We start from the raw sequence: 15,916 nt of genomic DNA, 5'->3' as shown, positions 1-15,916 counted from the left end.
TCAGTCCTGCGGCGGGGTGGCGAGCGATCCCGGCGCGGGCGTTGCCGACGGGGCGGCAGGCGCTGGCGATGCCTCGGCCGCGCGTTCGCGGGCAATGCGGGCGTCGTATTCCTTTTCGAGCTGTTCGACGCGGGCCTGTTCGGCGGCGGCATCGGCATCGATCGACTTGAGCCGCTTCTCGCGCTCAGCCTCGATCAGCTTGCCCATCTGCACGTCGGTCGACTGCTTCTTTTCGGCATAGGCCTGGTTGAACAGCTTGGCCATGCAGCCCGATGCGCCGGCGGAACCGACCGGCGAGCACGAATAGGCGCCCGCCGCGCCCACGGTCTCATACGCCTTGACCCGATCGGTCCAGCTCTGGTTGACGGCAGCGTTGGGATTGTCGCGCAGCGGCGGCGGAATGCGGAAGCGTTCGGATTCATCCTTGCGCGCACAGACGGTGATCGCGCCATCGGCCGATTCAGGGCACGGATCGTCGCCATAGACGATCAGCTGATTGACCTTCTCACCCGGAGCGGCCTGCGCCAGCGCGGGCAACGGGGCAAAGGCGGAGAGGCCCAGGACGGAGGCAGCAGCGGCTGCGACAAGAAACGGCTTCATCGATGTGGCACTCCGTTCAGAACTTGCGCCGTCCATTGGCACACCCAGATGTTCGGCACCCTTGGCCTTGAACGCACAATGAAGCCAGATCCTTGGCTCCGGTCAATCAAGACGCGAAATGCGATTCATATCCGCTTGGACAGGGCAATCGCCGCGCGGCAGCCCAGGCGGACCGCACCAAACAGCAGCGGGTATGCGGGCGCACGCTCGGCCCCGGCAGCGAACGCGGCATCGCGATGCTCGCGCTCGTCGTCGCGGAATTCGCGGATCATCGCGGCCAGCTCGGGATCGTCCTCGCCCAATTCCTCAAGCTGCTCGGTATAGTGCTGGTCGATCTCGGTCTCGATCGCGGCGGTGCAGGCCATGGCCGCTTCGGGTCCCAGCAATGCTGTCGCCGCACCAAGCGCAAAACCGGCAACGGACCACAAGGGCTGCAATGCCGTGGGGCGCACGCCGCGCTGCGCGATCATCGCGTCGAAGCGCTTGCGGTGTTCCTCTTCCTGCCGCGCCATGCCAGCGATTTCCTGCGAGCCTGGTGCGCGATCGCCCATGACCGCCATCTGCCCGGCATAGATCCGGGTCGCGCCATATTCGCCGGCCTGGTCGACCCGGAGCATGCTGGCAGTCTTGCGCGAAACAGCGGTCATGCGATCCTCGTCTTTCCCCGGCCCAGCAGCACGAACACAGCCACGGCCCCAACCGTGGAGATCAGGAAATTGAAGCCGGCAAGGCTCACCCCGAACAGCGTCCACTGCGCCACGTCGCAGCGGATCACCGGTGCGTCCATGATCGCGGCGAGCGGGTCGCCGCCTGCGGACGCGGTGCGCGTGCAGGCGGTAAGCCCTTCCCACCAGTGATATTCGACACCGGCATGAAACGCGCCGATCAGTCCGCTGATCCCGATCGCGATTGCAGCCAGCCGGACGAACACGTCGCCCAGGGGGCTCTTGCGCAAGGCAAGCGCCAGCCCGGCCAGCACGATGGCCGCGATGTGCGGGTAGCGCTGCCACCAGCACATCTCGCATGGGTAGAGACCGAAGACGTACTGCGAGACGAGCGCCCCGCCCATCAGTGCGGCGGGCACCAGCAGGGCGAGCGTATAGGCGGCGCTACGAGATTGCTGCGGGGTCATCGTTTCCGTGCTTTCAGCGCTTGCGGGCAGCGAGGGCCTGCGGGGTGGTGCGACCAAGCGTCTGTTCGGCATACCACAGCTGGAAGTCCTCGATGTTCTTGGCCTTCAGTTCCTCGGGCGTCATCTTGAAGCGGGGGTCCTCGATCTTGTCCTTTTCGAGATCCCTGTCGTCCTTGATCTCGTTGACGAGATGGCCGCGCAGGTCGCTTTCGCGATAGGAGCGCAGCGCGCGCTTGCGCAGATCCGGATCGGAAATCTGCGGCACGGCGATATCGGGATCGATGCCGCCTTCCTGCACCGAGCGGCCCGAAGGGGTGTAGTAGCGCGCCGTCGTCAGTTTCAGCGCGGTGGTGGACGTCAGCTGGATCAGCGTCTGAACGCTGCCCTTGCCGAAGCTGCGCTGCCCCATGATCAGCGCGCGGTGCTGGTCCTGCAGCGCGCCTGCCACGATTTCGGACGCGGAAGCGGAACCTTCGTCGATCAACACGATCACCGGCACGCCCTTGGCGATGTCACCAGGCTGGGCATTGTAGACCTCGTTGTCGCGAGCGTAGCGGCCGCGCTGCGAGACGATCGTTCCCTTTTCCAGGAACTGGTCGGAGAGCGACACAGCCTCGTCCAGAAGGCCGCCGGGGTTGCCGCGCAAGTCGAGCACCAGCCCGCCCGGACGACCGCCGGTCTTGAGCTTGATCTGGTTCCACGCCGCGGCGACTTCGGAACCGACATTGGCGCTGAACTGCGACACGGAGATCACACCGATGTTGCCGTCGACCTTCCAGTCGACCGGCTTCAGGTCGATGATCTGGCGCGTGACGGTCACGTCGAACGGCTCGTCGCGACCGGGGCGGAAGATCGTCAGCTTGATCGAGGTGTTCGGCGGACCGCGCATCTGGTCCACCGCCTCGTCGAGCGTGCCGCCATAGATCAGCTTGCCGTCAAGGTGAGTGATGTAGTCGCCCGCCTTGACCCCGGCCTTGTCGGCGGGGCTGCCCTTGGTCGGCGCGATCACCTTCACCGCGCCATCGTCCATCGTCACCGACAGGCCAAGTCCGCCATAGGAACCGTCGGTCTGGGTGCGCAGGTTCTCGAAATCGCGCGCATCCAGGTAGGAGCTGTGCGGATCGAGGGTCGCCAGCATCCCGTCAATCGCGCCCTTTATCAGCTTGTCGTCGTCCACCGGCTCGACGTAGTTCGCCTTGATCCGTTCGTAAACCGCCAGCAGCTTGCCGAATTGCGGGCCGCTCTTGGCGTCGACCGCGGCAAGACCGGCCGTGGCGGCAGGCAGCAGCGCGACGGCACTGACCAGCGCGGTCATGCGCAGCAGCGTGGAAAGGCGCCGCGGCGAAGCGGGGGGCGTGGCCATCGCGGCCTTGGGCATGGGAAGCTTCATTGCGCCTGCTTCTATAGCGCGACCGCGCTGAACGCCAGATGGCGAAAGGTCAGGATCGTGTGATTGCGGCTCGCCGCTGACGTAAAGTCAGCCCTGTGTCACGGTCAGTGGATTGACCGGTTGGCCATCCTTGCGCAACTCGACCGTCACGGTCTGCCGACCGGCGCCCGCACTGCCGAGCGGCGAGCCCTGCAGCACCCGGTCTCCCACGGCGACGGTCAGGTTACCCAGATCGGTGACAAGGCTCGACCAGCCGCCGTCGTGCTCAATGATCACGATTCGACCAAAGCCGCGATAGGGCCCGGCAAAGGCGATGCGTCCAGCCGCCGGCGCCACTACCTGCGCGCCGGGCGACGGCGCGAAAGTCAGGCCGCGCGCGGCGCCTGCCTGCGTCGCTTCGCCGAAGCCGGTGACGATGCGTCCGCCGAGCGGTGCAATCCACGAAAAGCGCGCTTCGGCACTCGGCGCTGTCGCGATGGGATCGGCCACGAGCACGTCGCCCGGGCGCGCCGGCCTCTGCACTGGTCCCGGCAAGGCGGCCAGCTGCGCGCGCAACGCGCCATCGGCTTCCAGCCGGCCGACCAGTGCGGACAGGTCCCGTGTTTCTTCGGCAAGAGCGAGCGCGCGATCGGCCTCGCGGCTGGCGCTGCCCTGCGAGGCGCGGGCTGCAACGCGCTGGCGACTTTCCAGCGCGACAAGTTCACTCCTTCTCCGCGCCAGCGCCGCCTCGCCGGCCTTCAGCCGGGCAGCGGCCGCTTGTGCACTCTGCTTGAGGGCGCGACCGCGCAAGATCTCGCCGCGCAACGCAGCGGTGCGACGATGGACTTCCGGCGCAACCGATTCCAGCACGGCGCGCAAGTAGACGGTGTCGCGCAGCGACTGGGTGCGCATCAGGCTGAACGCCAGAGGCCGACGCGCGATCATCTCGAGCGCAGCGGTAAGTTGCACGACCGGCTCCTGCCGCGCGGCCATGCGCAAGCGCAGCGCGTCGCGCTGGCGATCGATCGCAACGGCTTGCGCCTGTGCGAGGCGGATCTCGGCTTCGGACTGCTGGATCCGCGCGGCAGTGGCCGCGATTTCGGCGGCGGTGCGTTCTGCCTCGGCGCGTGACTGGCGGGCCTGCCGGTCGAGCCGTTCTGCCCGTGCCTCGGCCATCGCCAGCGCCTGCGATGCTTCGCGCAAGGCATTGCCCGCCTCTGCGCTTGAACCGTAGGGCGCGGCCTGGCCGAACGCAGCCCACGCGACCAGAGGCGCAAGGCAGGCGGAAAGGAGAAGAAGTGCGGCGCGCGACGTCATGGAAGCTAACGCCCGTGCTTATCCCTCGCGATGATAGGGATGACCAGCGATAATGCTGGTCGCGCGAAACAACTGCTCGGCGAGCATCGCGCGCGCCAGCATGTGCGGCCAGGTGCACGATCCGAACGCGATCAGCAGATCGGCATCCTTGCGCAGGGCTTCCTCATGCCCGTCGGCGGCGCCGATCAGGAAGCGCGCCTCGCGCACGCCATCATCGCGCCAGCGTTCGAGGATTTTGGCAAATTCCACGCTGGTCAGCTGCCGGCCGCGCTCGTCGAGCGCAACGGTGCGCACCGGGTTCAGCGTTGGCGGTGGGACGCTGCCACCCTTGTCGGGCAGCTCGGTCACCTTGAAGTCCTTGCCCATACGCTTGGCATACCGGTCTACCAGCTCGCCCTCGGGCGAGCGGCCAATGCGGCCACGCGCGATGATGTGAAGGAGCATGGCGTATCAAGGACACGTCGTGGCGCCAGTCGTTCCCTCTCCCCCTGCACGGGGGTAGGGAACAGCGGCGCCCGCTTGGCTCAGGCCGCGCCCTGGTCTCCGAACGCCCACATCCGTTCGAGGTTGTAGAACGAGCGCACTTCGGGGCGGAACAGGTGAACCACCACGTCGCCAGCGTCGATCAGCACCCAGTCGGCAGCCGGCAGGCCTTCGATGCGCACCGAACCATAGCCACCGTGCTTGATCCGCTCGGCAAGCTTCTGCGCCATCGACGCGACCTGGCGCGTCGAACGGCCCGAGGCGATCACCATGAAATCGGCGACCGAGCTCTTCCCTTCGAGCGGGATCGAGACGATTTCCTGCGCCTGGTCGTCATCAAGCGACTGCAGCACCAGATCGTGCAGGCTGGCCGGAGCGGCCTTGGGAGCAATACCGGCAGCGGCCGGCACGGGTTCGAGGGTAGTCATGTGGCGAAGATGGTCTCCGTGGCGGGCAGTTCAATGACACGCGGTTGAATGACACAACGCGCAAAAACCGGAATGGCACCGGTCTTGCCGCGCTGCAGGGTGGGTTGGAGGAGCGTTGCGGGGGTCAAGCGCGCAAGTCCCGGAAGGATCTGGCGTCGATCGCCCGATGCGTCACCGCATCGCGGAGCGAGGGCAACGACGATATCCGGCGATGCCAGTCCGGATCGGCGGCGCGGATTTCCGTTGCCGAGCGCGGATCGGGATCGAAACGCAGGATGGTCAGCGCTGGTGCGCTCCCGCTTGCGCCATCAAGTCTCTGTCCGCTTCGCCGGCGCCAGCGGCGCAGCCAGGCCATGGCGGGGCTCGCCAAGGCGGCGCCATCATACCCCGGACGCGCGACAATCGCAATCGGCATCTCCCGCGCTATGCCGCGCCAGTCGCGCCAGCGGTGAAACTGCGCCAGATTGTCTGCCCCCATGATCCACACGAAGCGTCGTTTGGGGTACCGCCGCCTGAGCGCGCGCAGGGTATCGATGGTGAAGCGGGTGCCCAGTTCCCGCTCGATCGCGCTAACCTTGATCGGCGCGCGCCGCGCCTGCGCCGCGGCCGAGGCCACGCGCGCCGGCATCGGTGCCATCCCCGCCTTGTCCTTCAGCGGATTGCCCGGCGATACCAGCCACCATACCTCGTCGAGGTCCAGCGCGTCGGCGACGAACAGGCTGATCCGCCTGTGGCCGCCGTGCGCCGGATTGAAGCTGCCGCCCAGCAGGCCAGTCAGAATCGCAGGCCTGCTCAACCGGGCACGCGCCTTGGCGAGACCGCGCGGTCGCGATAGCTGCCCTGCATCTCGAACATCCAACCGGGGTATTCGCGTGGCAAAGCCGAAAGCTTGTCGAGCTGGGCCAGTTCGTCGGCCGTCAGCTCGACCTCGCAGGCGCCGATGTTGTCGGCAAGCTGCTCGCCGCGCTTTGCACCGACGATCACCGTGGAGACGACTGGCTGGTAGAGCAGCCAGGCGAGCGCAACTTGCGCCACGGTCACACCCTTGGCGGTGGCGATCTGCTGCATCGCATCGACCACGTCGAAGGCACGCTCGCGCTCCACCGGCGGGAAGTCGAAGCTGGCGCGGCGCCCTTCGCCTTCCCCGGCGCGTGTATACTTGCCGGAGAGAAGACCCCCGGCAAGCGGGCTCCATACCATCAGCCCGACCCCTTCGCCACGGAGCATCGGCACGATCTCGCGCTCGAGATCGCGCCCAGCCACGGTGTAGTAGGCCTGCAGCGAGGCAAAGCGTTCAAGGCCAAGTCGTTCGGATATGCCCAGCGCCTTCATGATCTGCCACGCCGCCCAGTTGGACACGCCGATATAGCGAGCGCGGCCGGTGCGCACGATGTCGTCGAGCGCGCGCAGCGTTTCCTCGATCGGCGTCTGCGAATCCCAGCCGTGGATCTGGTACAGGTCCACGTGGTCCATGCCGAGCCGCGACAGGCTCGCATCGATCTGGTCGAGCAGGTGCACGCGCGACATGCCGGCGTCGTTCGGCCCTGCCCCCATCGGCCCCATGGCCTTGGTGGCGATGACGACGTCGCTGCGCTTGATGCCAAGGTCGCGCAGCGCCTGCCCGGTGATCTCCTCGGACTTGCCTTCTGAATAGATATTGGCGGTGTCGATGAAGTTGATGCCGGCATCGAGCGCTTGGCGCACCAGCGCGGTCGACGCGCCCTGATCCAGCCCGGCGATGGCGCCGAAACGGCCGTTGGTCGTGCCGAAGGTCATCGTCCCCAGGCACAGTTCTGAGACGATCAGGCCAGTGGAACCCAGTCGGTTGCTACGCATAGCTTGTCCTTTCGCACCCGTCCGGAGCGGGATGTAAGCCGCTCCGTGGCCGGGTCAACCGGCCGCCGGGATGCCATGGTGCGGTCAGGGCCGGATTTGCCCCGAACCGCGCACCAGCCACTTGTAGGTGGTCAGGCCCTCGAGCGCGACCGGACCACGGGCATGGAGCCGGCCGGTGGCGATGCCGATTTCGGCGCCAAGGCCGAACTCGCCGCCATCGGCGAACTGGCTCGAAGCGTTGTGCATCACGATCGCGCTGTCGACCTCGGTCAGGAAACGGTCGGCCACGGCCTGGTCGGCGGCAACGATCGCATCGGTATGTGCCGACGAATGGCGCGCGATGTGCGCCAGCGCATCGTCCAGACCGTCAACCACCGCGACCGAAAGGATCGCGTCGAGATATTCGGTGTCCCAGTCCTCGTTGCTGGCGGGCGCGATGCGCGGGTCGATCGCCTGCGCGCGGGCATCGCCGCGCAGAACGCAACCTTCGGCCAGCAACGGCTCCACCAGTCCATGCGGATCGGGATAGGTCGCATCGATCAGCAGCGTTTCCATCGCGCCGCAGATGCCGGTGCGACGCAGCTTGGCGTTGCGCACGATCGCGCTCGCCATCGCAGGCTCCGCATCGTGGTGGACATAGGTGTGGTTGATGCCGTCGAGGTGGGCGAGAACGGGCACGCGCGCCTCTGCCTGAACGCGGGCAACCAGGCTCTTGCCCCCGCGCGGCACGATCATGTCGATCAGCCCGGCGGCCGTCAGCATGGCGCCGACCGCCGCCCGGTCCTGCGTGGGCATGAGCTGCACCGCTTCGGCGGGCACGCCCCCTTCGACCAGGCCCTCGACCAGCGCTGCATGGATCGCGCGATTGGAATGCACCGCCTCCGACCCCCCGCGCAGCAGCACGGCATTGCCCGAACGCACGCAGAGCGCGGCGGCATCGGCGGTCACGTTGGGGCGGCTTTCGTAGATGATGCCGATCAGGCCGATGGGAATGCGCACGCGCTGCAGCACCATGCCGTTGGGGCGAGCCTGTTCATCAATCACCGCACCCACGGGATCGGCCAGGACAGCCACGTCGTCGATGGCTGCGGCAATGCCTTCAAGCCGCTTTTCATCGAGCCGCAACCGGTCGATCATCGCGCTGGTCAGGCCGTTCGCCTCGGCCGCGGCGACATCGCGGGCATTGGCGGCCAGCACCGTCGCCGAGGCCCGACGCAGCGCTGCTGCGGCGAGCTTGAGCGCACGCTCCTTCTCTGGCGGAGTCAGCCGCGCCAGCACACGACCCGCAACGCGACCGGCGCGGGCGAGCGAAGCAACGAGATCCTCGATCGAGGAAGCGACGAACTGAGGCTGCGTAGACATGCGCCGCCCCTACCACCGCCAGCGGGCCTTGTCAGCCTTGGCCGTCCGCGACTCGGACCAAACGGCGCGCAACAATGCCGATTCGCCCCAACGGTTCCCGTTCAACGCAAAAATAACGGTGGGAAAATTCGACTCGTCGTCACAGCGGCACGACTCAGCCTCGTTCGATTCGACCCTGCGGAAACCACAGCCTAGACGCCACCCGCGCTGCGATCGGACGCAGCCGCACAGAACAACACCGGGGGTCGCCCATCTTGCCAGCCATCACCACCCACAAGGTGCTCGCGCGCCTGCGCCGGTGGTTTCCCGACCGCGAGTTCTTCATGCGTGCCGATGGCACGGTGAGATTCGTGCGCGTGTCCGGCAAGCTGCAGATGACGGCTGCTGCCGTCGTCGGTGCGGTGCTGCTAACCTGGATCGGCGTGCTCGGCTGGGTGCTCGTGGCACAAATGGTCGCCGGCGCCGAGCGCAACCGGCTGGAACAGCGCGAGGCTGCCGTGGCCGCTGCCGAAGCGCAGGTCGCGAAGTACCGCAACGGTATTGGTGGCGTAGCGCAGGAACTCGAGCGGCGGCAGGACTATCTCGAAAAAATGATCGAGGGCCACGCCGGCGATCTGCCCGCAAACGCCGCAAGCACCAATCCCGCCGACGCCACGACCCAAAAGGCCGACAGGGCGAAAATCTCCCTCGCCAATCCCGCCGCGGGCCCGGACGCCGGTCGCTTTGCCCGGATCGAAGCGCGGCAGCTGGCGCTGATCGACAAGTTGACCCGTCTGGCCGAGGCGCGCAGCGCCCGCGCCGAAACCGCGATCCGCCGCGTCGGGCTCAACCCCGCGATGATCGCCGCTGCCGATCGCAAGGCCATGGGTGGCCCGCTGATCCGCGCAGGCGCCGCGCCGGCCGATCCGCGCTTCGTCGCCTTCGGTCGCGCGCTCGAACGCATGAGCGCGATGCAGAGCGGGCTTGCCCGTATCCCCAACACCCTGCCCGCCAGCCTCGAATACATCTCGAGCGGCTTCGGCTACCGAGCTGACCCGTTCGATGGCGAAGCCGCATTCCACGCAGGGCTCGATTTCCGTGGGCCGATCGGCGCCCCGATCTACGCCGCGGCGGCCGGGACGATCAGCTTCACCGGCGTGCGCCAGGGCTATGGCAACTGCGTGGAGATCAGCCACGGCAACGGCCTGATGACGCGCTATGCGCACATGTCGCGCATCGGGGCGCACCTTGGCGACAAGGTTTCGGCCGGCGCGGTCATCGGCCAGATCGGCAGCACTGGCCGGTCGACCGGTCCGCATCTGCACTTCGAAGTCCGCATCAACGACCGTCCGGTCAACCCGCGTCCTTTCCTTGAGGCCAATCGCGATGTTTTCCAGAAAGACCGTGGCTAATACATCTGCGGGCAGGATCGACCGCAGCGTCGGCGGGACCTTCTCGATCCTGGGCGCCGACCTTGTCGTGCGCGGCGATGTCACCGCCACCTCGGACCTGCACATCGATGGCGACGTCGACGGCGACATTCATTGCGCCAGCGTGGTGCAAGGCGAACAGAGCACGATCCGCGGCTCGATCATCGCCAAGACGGCGCGGCTTTCCGGCAAGGTCGTCGGCAACGTCGAGGCGACAGAGCTCGTCGTGCTGCGCAGCGCGCGGATCGAAGGCGATCTTCACTACGAAGCGCTGACCATCGAACACGGCGCCCAGGTCGACGGCCGCCTTTCGCGCCGCGCGGCCGAAAGCTCGATCGTCCCCGCGCTCGCCGGCTAAAACCGCACTCCCCGCCGTTTCCGCTCAAGCCATCGGTAATGTGGCCTGGCACGTCGCTTGGACCGCCGCTCGACAGGTCGCTTCGTCGCCTTCGCCAGCCTTAGGGGATTGACGGCGACACATCGTTGGTGGCAAGCGCGCCGCATCGGCTAGATGCCGGCCCGAGCGGGTATAGCTTAGTGGTAAAGCACCAGCCTTCCAAGCTGGCTATGCGGGTTCGATTCCCGCTACCCGCTCCAGTTTCACGCCCCCTGCCGCCCATCTACGCAAAACTTGCTGAGAGCCGCAGGATGATCTTCCCAGCTAGACGCCGTGTGCCCATCGGCAGCGCTTGCCCGCGGATTTGCGCGGCCAGCATGTCGACTGCGGTCGCCACCATTTCTTCAAGCGGCTGCCGGAAAGTTGCCAGCTGAAACGCGCGCCAGCTGGAAATCGGATCGTCATCGAAGCCAAAGATCGCCACGTCGCGCCCCGGCTCCAACCCCAGGTTGCGCGCCGCTGCCAGCGCGAAGAAGGCCATGAAGTCGGTGACGCAGAACAGGGCGGTCACCCTGTTGGGGCCGCTCAGCAGCAGGCTTGCCGCAGCATAGGCGCCATCTTCGGAAAAATGCCCGCATTCGGTCCGCACCGTCGCCTCGCCATGCGCTTCCACGATCCGGGTGAACGCAGCGGCCCGCTCGGCAGCGGCAAGGCTTTCCTCCAGCCCGCTGACCACACCCAGTTGCCGATGCCCCCCATCCAGCAGAAACCGTGCGATTTCCTCGGCCCCGGCCACATTGTCGGTGCAGACCCCAGGCACGCGGTCTTCGGGGTCCACATTGTTGAGCATCACCACGGGCACCCCGGCTTCGAGACATTCGTGCCCGACGCGCGCGGCATGGCTGCTCGAGGCGAGGATCACCCCGTCCAACCGGTATCCCAGCAACTCGTCCAGCACAGGGTCGAGGTCTGCCTCACCGTGCGTGACGAACAGCACCATGCGATAGCCCGCATCGCGGAGCGCTTGGTGGAGCAGGTCCACCATCAACGGGTAGAACTGGTTATCGAGCCCGGTGATCGCCAGCCCGATCAGGTGCGATCGATTGGTCGTGAGCGACCGCGCGGTGTTGTTGGGCCGGTACTTGAGGATGCGGGCGGCCTCGACGATCCGTTCGCGCGCCTCTTCGGAAACAAAGCCGCCAGCATAGACCCGCGACACCGCCGATTTCGATACGCCGGCAAGACGTGCCACGTCCGTTCCGGTCGGGCGCCTGTTGTTCACGGGGCTTGGATCCTCCTGTCAGTGCCCTCTTGCCTCACCGTCCGCACAAAATCCACCATCCTGCTTTTTGGATAGGGAGCCATTCGCAGATTGCATTTGTCAATTGATGGCAAAGCTGGCGGTATGCGCTCAACAAGAACACGGTAGGGGATTGCACGAGGGCGCGCCGCGTTTTTACGGCCCGCATGTGGGAACGCTCCCACAAATGTGGGAGCGGTCGCAGAAAACTTCGGCAAAGCCTCGTCCGCTCGACAAGGACGTTGCATGACCAAGCATCATCAACCCACAGGGATGACAGGCATCGCGCTGTTGTTGCCGATTACGCTTTCAACAATGGCGATCATACTGCTGGCGCCCGTGCTGCCGAAGATTCTGGCGGAATACGCCTCGGTGCCCGGCTTCGATTACTGGGTTCCGATGATCCTGACGATCCCGGCGTTGTGCGTTGCGCTGCTGTCCACCGCGGCCGGTGCGCTAGGAGACTACTTCGGCCGCCGTCGCCTGCTGATCGCCTCGTTCGTACTCTATGCCATCGTCGGCGTGGCGCCCGTGTTCCTGAAGGACCTGACCGCAATCCTCATCAGCCGCGTCGGCGTCGGTGTGGCCGAAGCGCTGATCATGGTTCTTTCGACCACCATGATCGGCGACTATTTCCACGGCGCCGCGCGTGACAAATGGCTAGCGGCACAGACCGCGTTTGCCTCGATGTCGGCGCTGGTGTTCTTCAACGTCGGTGGGCAGCTGGGCGCGTTCGGCTGGCGCACGCCGTTCTGGGTCTACACCTCGGCGCTGATCATGCTGGCGCTTGTCCTGCGCTTCACGTGGGAACCGCAGGGCGATGTCGGCAACAACGGCGGCGATGAGGCCGAAGCTGCGCCCCACAATTCGAGCTGGGTAGGCTTTCCCTGGGGCCGCATGGCCGTGATCCTTGCGGTCACCATCTATGGTGCGGTTTTCTTCTATACCGTGCAGATCCAGGCGGCGAGCGGGCTTGGCGTCCTTGGCGTAGCCGATCCGGCACGCGTCGGCTTCCTTACCTCGATCGCCAGCATCGGCGTGCCGCTCGGCACCTTCATCTACTCGCGGATCGGTCGCTGGCCGGTGCAGCGCCTGCTGACCATCGAATTCAGCCTGCTTGCCGCCGGCTTCCTTGCCATGGGCCGCGCCAGCACGCCCACCGGCTTCCTCGCGGGCTGCTTCCTCAACCAGCTCGGCGCGGGCCTGCTGCTGCCGACCCTTCTGGTCTGGGCGATGAGCCTGCTCTCGTTCCAGGTTCGCGGTCGTGGCGCCGGCATGTGGCAGAGCGCCTTTGCCCTGGGCCAGTTCCTCAGCCCGGTGATCGTAACATTTGCGGCCAACGCCACCGGCGGGCTGCAGAACGCCTTCAGCGTGCTTTCGGCCGCAGCCGTCGTCGGCCTGATCGTCGTGGTCATTGCGGCCGGCCGCATCACCCGCTCGGGCGACGCCGTGGCGGTGGCTGGGGGTCTCCATGGTTGATCGCCTGAAGGGCAAGGTGGCGGTCGTCACCGGTGCCGCCAACGGCATCGGTCAAGGCATCGCCCAGATGTTCCGCGAAGAAGGCGCCACGGTGGAAACCGTGGACATCAAAGGCGCAGATCATTCGGCCGACCTGACAGACGAAGCGCAGGTGCAGACCTTGTTCGCGGCCATCGGCGCCCGGCACGGCCGCATCGACATCCTGGTCAACGCCGCCGCCTTTGCCGTGTTCGACTGGATCGAGACGCTGACCTTTGATGACTGGAAGCGCACGCTGGCCGGCGAACTCGACATCGTGTTCCTGCCTACTCGGGCAGCTTGGCCCTTCCTCAAGGCCAGCGGTGCCGCGGCAATCATCAACTTCGCCAGTGCCAACGCACGCCATGCGCTTGAAGGCTCGCCGGCGCTGGCCCACTGCGCCGGCAAGGGCGGCGTGCTGGCGATGACGCGCCAGCTGGCCATGGAAGGCGCGCCACACAACATCCGCGCCAACACCATCGCGCCGGGCTTCATCCGGACCGCGGCCACCGATCGGCACCTGTCGTCCGATCCTGCCTTCAGGGCGAAGGTTCTGGCCAAGAACATGGTCAAGCGACTGGGCGAACCGCGCGACATCGCGTTCGCAGCGACATGGCTTGCCAGCGACGAGGCTGGCTACGTCACCGGCGCGGATATCCCGGTCGATGCCGGGGCAACTGCGTGGTGAGAGGCCGCAAGCAGTCATGGAATTTCACAATAATTAATCGGTTTATCTTGGGAGGAATGGGATGAAAAAAACAGGATGGAACTGCTCGATGGGCGCGATCGCGCTCGTCATGATGGCGCCGGCACTGGCGCATGCGGCTGAAGACGCGCCTGGCGGTGCCGAACCGCCGGTTGCGGGCATCACGGACATCATCGTGACCGCACAGAAGACCACTTCGACGATCCAGAAGACCCCGATCTCCATCGCGGTCGTCACCGGTCAGCAGATCAGCGCGCTTGCCCAGACTGGGGCGGACGGAGCGCTGCAGAACGTGGCCGGCGTCGAAGTGCAGGGCGCGGCGCGCGGGTTCGTCATCTCGATCCGTGGCCTCGGCACCGACACGCCTCCCGGCGTCGGCGAAAGCTCGGTTTCCACGAACTTCGATGGAGTCTACTCGATCCGCGCCGAAGCCAACACGATCGGCTTCTACGACCTCGACCGCGTCGAAGTGCTGCGCGGGCCGCAGTCGACGCTGTACGGCCGCAACGCCACCGGCGGCGTGGTCAACATGATCAGCGCAAACCCCAAGCTGGGCGAAACCAGCGGCAGCGCCAACATCGGCGTCGGCAATTACAGCCTGTTCCGTGGCGAAGCGGCGCTCAACGTGCCGATCGGCGAAACCCTGGCGCTGCGTGTCTCGGGTACCGGCATCTCGCGCGATGGCTACCTCAGCAACGGCCACAACGACCAGAAGGGCGCCGGTGTTCGCGCCAAGCTGCTGTGGAAGCCCACCGAGGATCTTTCGGTTCTCGCCGGGTACGAGAGCGCGTGGATCAAGGGCAAGGGCCAGGGTGCCGTTGAATCCGCCAACTTCACCACGGGCGATTACTACACCACGGCAGACCCCGGCATCGGCGGTCAGAACTACCACGGCTACAAGGTGTGGTCGCAGATCGACTGGAAGGTCGGGCCTGGCACGCTGACGATCATCCCTGCCTTACCAGCACGGTTCGGGAACCAACCGCGGGTACTTCGGCGGTCGCGGCGCGTACGGCTACGATCCCAAGAACATCGAGCAGGACAGCGGCGAAGTTCGCTATGCCGCCGATCCCGCATCACCGGTCAAGTGGATCGTCGGCCTGTATCACTACGAATACAGCCAGTACACGTTCTCGGAAGCCAACGCGGAATATGGCAGCCAGGCTGGCTTCTCGCGCAACCGGGGCATCTCGAACGCGGTGTTCGGACAAGTCACGGTTCCGGTGACCGACAGCCTTCGCCTGATCGGCGGCGTGCGCCAGAGCTGGGACAAGCGCCGCGCGCGGGGCACCGACGTGTTCGGCAACATCGTCGGCGGCAAGATCAAGGGCGATTTCTTCGACTATCGCGCCGGTCTGGAAGCCGATCTGAGCCCGACGTCGCTGGCGTATTTCACTGCCTCCAGCGCGTTCCGTCCGGGCGGTGTCAATGCGTTCGACGGCAGCCCGTTCAAGCCTGAGCGCCTGCACTCGTACGAAGCCGGCATCAAGAACCGCTTCCTCGACAACCGCCTGCAGATCAACGCTTCGGGCTTCTACTACGATTACAAGGACTACCAGGTCGTCGACTTCTTCATCGGCGCAGCTGGTCCGAACCTTGTGTTCTACAATGTCGATGCCACCAACTACGGCCTCGAACTGGATGCACAGGCTGCCCTCACCGTCGACGATACCGTCAACGTGAGCGTTTCGTACCTCCATTCGAAGATCGACGGCGATCTGATCCTGCACCCGGCAGATCCGTTCACTGCGGTGAACTTCAAGGGCGAGCGCCTGCCGCACGCCCCGGCGTGGACCGTCAAGGGCGGTTACCAGCACGTGTTCGATCTGGACACGAGCGGCAGCGTCACCGCGCGCGTCGATGGTCGCTATGTCAGCAAGCAGTTCGTTGCGCCGAACAACACGTCGGCAGCGCTGCAGAAGGGCTACGCCACTGCCGATGCATCCATCTCGTGGGAGTCGGCCGACAAGCTGTACGGCTTCACTGTGTTCGCCCGCAACATTGCCGACAAGGCCGTGAAGACCGGGTATTTCGTTGGCTACAACACCGTCGGTGCGCCGCGCACTTACGGCGCGACGGCCCGTGTTTCCTTCTGATCCGAAAGGCGGGGGTCGTGACCGGCCCCCGCCCCCAATTGGGA

16 protein-coding genes, 1 tRNA gene and 1 pseudogene are annotated in these 15,916 nt (G+C 66.1%); 7 read left to right on the top strand and 11 right to left on the bottom strand.

Annotation, left to right across the window (positions count from 1 at the left end; all coding sequences use genetic code 11):
- The 10 genes from HHL27_RS05005 to HHL27_RS04960 all read right to left on the bottom strand — a co-directional run bounded on the left by HHL27_RS05005 (position 1) and on the right by HHL27_RS04960 (position 8,527).
- On the bottom strand, positions 1 to 600 hold the full coding sequence (locus HHL27_RS05005; RefSeq protein WP_169492292.1) for a hypothetical protein: 600 nt from the start codon (positions 598 to 600) through the stop codon (positions 1 to 3).
- A gap of 125 nt (positions 601 to 725) precedes the next feature.
- A complete protein-coding gene (locus tag HHL27_RS05000) occupies positions 726 to 1,247 on the bottom strand; it encodes a demethoxyubiquinone hydroxylase family protein (RefSeq protein WP_169492291.1) in 522 nt (173 codons plus the stop codon).
- Complete coding sequence (locus HHL27_RS04995) at positions 1,244 to 1,732, bottom strand: disulfide bond formation protein B (RefSeq protein WP_169492290.1); 489 nt, start codon at positions 1,730 to 1,732, stop codon at positions 1,244 to 1,246. The genes HHL27_RS05000 and HHL27_RS04995 overlap by 4 nt, the downstream gene beginning before the upstream one ends.
- Before the next feature lie 13 nt (positions 1,733 to 1,745).
- Complete coding sequence (locus HHL27_RS04990) at positions 1,746 to 3,122, bottom strand: S41 family peptidase (RefSeq protein WP_169492289.1); 1,377 nt, start codon at positions 3,120 to 3,122, stop codon at positions 1,746 to 1,748.
- Positions 3,123 to 3,209: 87 nt separating this feature from the next.
- A complete protein-coding gene (locus tag HHL27_RS04985) occupies positions 3,210 to 4,418 on the bottom strand; it encodes a murein hydrolase activator EnvC family protein (protein ID WP_169492288.1) in 1,209 nt (402 codons plus the stop codon).
- 18 nt (positions 4,419 to 4,436) lie between these two features.
- Complete coding sequence (locus tag HHL27_RS04980) at positions 4,437 to 4,862, bottom strand: 23S rRNA (pseudouridine(1915)-N(3))-methyltransferase RlmH (protein ID WP_169492287.1); 426 nt, start codon at positions 4,860 to 4,862, stop codon at positions 4,437 to 4,439.
- Between the two features lie 80 nt (positions 4,863 to 4,942).
- Positions 4,943 to 5,329, bottom strand: coding sequence for a ribosome silencing factor (gene rsfS / locus HHL27_RS04975; protein ID WP_169492286.1), 387 nt, complete (start codon positions 5,327 to 5,329; stop codon positions 4,943 to 4,945).
- Between the two features lie 124 nt (positions 5,330 to 5,453).
- On the bottom strand, positions 5,454 to 6,125 hold the full coding sequence (locus tag HHL27_RS22355) for a nicotinate-nucleotide adenylyltransferase (RefSeq protein ID WP_240959387.1): 672 nt from the start codon (positions 6,123 to 6,125) through the stop codon (positions 5,454 to 5,456).
- Positions 6,122 to 7,165, bottom strand: a complete 1,044-nt coding sequence (locus HHL27_RS22350) for an aldo/keto reductase (protein ID WP_169492285.1) — start codon at positions 7,163 to 7,165, stop codon at positions 6,122 to 6,124. Before HHL27_RS22350 ends, HHL27_RS22355 begins: the two co-directional genes overlap by 4 nt.
- 84 nt (positions 7,166 to 7,249) lie before the next feature.
- Positions 7,250 to 8,527, bottom strand: a complete 1,278-nt coding sequence (locus tag HHL27_RS04960) for a glutamate-5-semialdehyde dehydrogenase (RefSeq protein WP_169492284.1) — start codon at positions 8,525 to 8,527, stop codon at positions 7,250 to 7,252.
- Between the two features lie 254 nt (positions 8,528 to 8,781).
- Between HHL27_RS04960 and HHL27_RS04955 the strand changes: the two genes are divergently transcribed.
- The 3 genes from HHL27_RS04955 to HHL27_RS04945 all read left to right on the top strand — a co-directional run bounded on the left by HHL27_RS04955 (position 8,782) and on the right by HHL27_RS04945 (position 10,533).
- Entirely contained in the window at positions 8,782 to 9,918 is a 1,137-nt protein-coding gene (locus HHL27_RS04955) for a M23 family metallopeptidase (RefSeq protein WP_240959384.1), read from the top strand.
- A complete protein-coding gene (locus HHL27_RS04950) occupies positions 9,911 to 10,294 on the top strand; it encodes a bactofilin family protein (RefSeq protein ID WP_338114822.1) in 384 nt (127 codons plus the stop codon). Before HHL27_RS04955 ends, HHL27_RS04950 begins: the two co-directional genes overlap by 8 nt.
- A 165-nt stretch (positions 10,295 to 10,459) precedes the next feature.
- A tRNA-Gly gene (locus HHL27_RS04945) sits at positions 10,460 to 10,533 on the top strand.
- A 23-nt stretch (positions 10,534 to 10,556) separates the two neighbouring features.
- On the opposite strand, the gene HHL27_RS04940 is transcribed toward HHL27_RS04945, so the two are convergent.
- Entirely contained in the window at positions 10,557 to 11,555 is a 999-nt protein-coding gene (locus HHL27_RS04940; protein ID WP_169492282.1) for a substrate-binding domain-containing protein, read from the bottom strand.
- Between the two features lie 264 nt (positions 11,556 to 11,819).
- Between HHL27_RS04940 and HHL27_RS04935 the strand changes: the two genes are divergently transcribed.
- The 4 genes and pseudogenes from HHL27_RS04935 (at position 11,820) to HHL27_RS22335 (ending at position 15,872) form a co-directional block, all read left to right on the top strand.
- Positions 11,820 to 13,052 carry an MFS transporter gene (locus HHL27_RS04935; RefSeq protein WP_169492281.1) on the top strand — a complete coding sequence of 411 codons (1,233 nt, stop codon included), beginning with the start codon at positions 11,820 to 11,822 and terminating at the stop codon, positions 13,050 to 13,052.
- Positions 13,045 to 13,758 carry an SDR family NAD(P)-dependent oxidoreductase gene (locus HHL27_RS04930; protein WP_169492280.1) on the top strand — a complete coding sequence of 238 codons (714 nt, stop codon included), beginning with the start codon at positions 13,045 to 13,047 and terminating at the stop codon, positions 13,756 to 13,758. The genes HHL27_RS04935 and HHL27_RS04930 overlap by 8 nt, the downstream gene beginning before the upstream one ends.
- A 61-nt stretch (positions 13,759 to 13,819) precedes the next feature.
- Positions 13,820 to 14,287, top strand: a pseudogene (locus HHL27_RS22340) (TonB-dependent receptor plug domain-containing protein); the annotation flags it as partial.
- A gap of 442 nt (positions 14,288 to 14,729) precedes the next feature.
- Complete coding sequence (locus HHL27_RS22335; RefSeq protein WP_240959499.1) at positions 14,730 to 15,872, top strand: TonB-dependent receptor; 1,143 nt, start codon at positions 14,730 to 14,732, stop codon at positions 15,870 to 15,872.
- Positions 15,873 to 15,916: the final 44 nt, after the last annotated feature.

It is taken from the genome of Novosphingobium olei, assembly GCF_012927405.1.
In the GTDB taxonomy this organism is placed as follows: Bacteria; Pseudomonadota; Alphaproteobacteria; order Sphingomonadales; family Sphingomonadaceae; genus Novosphingobium; species Novosphingobium olei.
Note: the sequence above shows the minus strand (reverse complement) of the source record. Positions and strands in the feature narration are given on the sequence as shown.

What these genes read in the sequence shown, in the direction of transcription:
- HHL27_RS05005 (WP_169492292.1), bottom strand. Translation starts at nt 600, where the DNA reads ATGAAGCCGTTTCTTGTCGCAGCCGCTGCTGCCTCCGTCCTGGGCCTC.
- HHL27_RS05000 (WP_169492291.1), bottom strand. Translation starts at nt 1,247, where the DNA reads ATGACCGCTGTTTCGCGCAAGACTGCCAGCATGCTCCGGGTCGACCAG.
- HHL27_RS04995 (WP_169492290.1), bottom strand. Translation starts at nt 1,732, where the DNA reads ATGACCCCGCAGCAATCTCGTAGCGCCGCCTATACGCTCGCCCTGCTG.
- HHL27_RS04990 (WP_169492289.1), bottom strand. Translation starts at nt 3,122, where the DNA reads ATGAAGCTTCCCATGCCCAAGGCCGCGATGGCCACGCCCCCCGCTTCG.
- HHL27_RS04985 (WP_169492288.1), bottom strand. Translation starts at nt 4,418, where the DNA reads ATGACGTCGCGCGCCGCACTTCTTCTCCTTTCCGCCTGCCTTGCGCCT.
- HHL27_RS04980 (WP_169492287.1), bottom strand. Translation starts at nt 4,862, where the DNA reads ATGCTCCTTCACATCATCGCGCGTGGCCGCATTGGCCGCTCGCCCGAG.
- rsfS (WP_169492286.1), bottom strand. Translation starts at nt 5,329, where the DNA reads ATGACTACCCTCGAACCCGTGCCGGCCGCTGCCGGTATTGCTCCCAAG.
- HHL27_RS22350 (WP_169492285.1), bottom strand. Translation starts at nt 7,165, where the DNA reads ATGCGTAGCAACCGACTGGGTTCCACTGGCCTGATCGTCTCAGAACTG.
- HHL27_RS04960 (WP_169492284.1), bottom strand. Translation starts at nt 8,527, where the DNA reads ATGTCTACGCAGCCTCAGTTCGTCGCTTCCTCGATCGAGGATCTCGTT.
- HHL27_RS04935 (WP_169492281.1), top strand. Translation starts at nt 11,820, where the DNA reads ATGACCAAGCATCATCAACCCACAGGGATGACAGGCATCGCGCTGTTG.
- HHL27_RS04930 (WP_169492280.1), top strand. Translation starts at nt 13,045, where the DNA reads ATGGTTGATCGCCTGAAGGGCAAGGTGGCGGTCGTCACCGGTGCCGCC.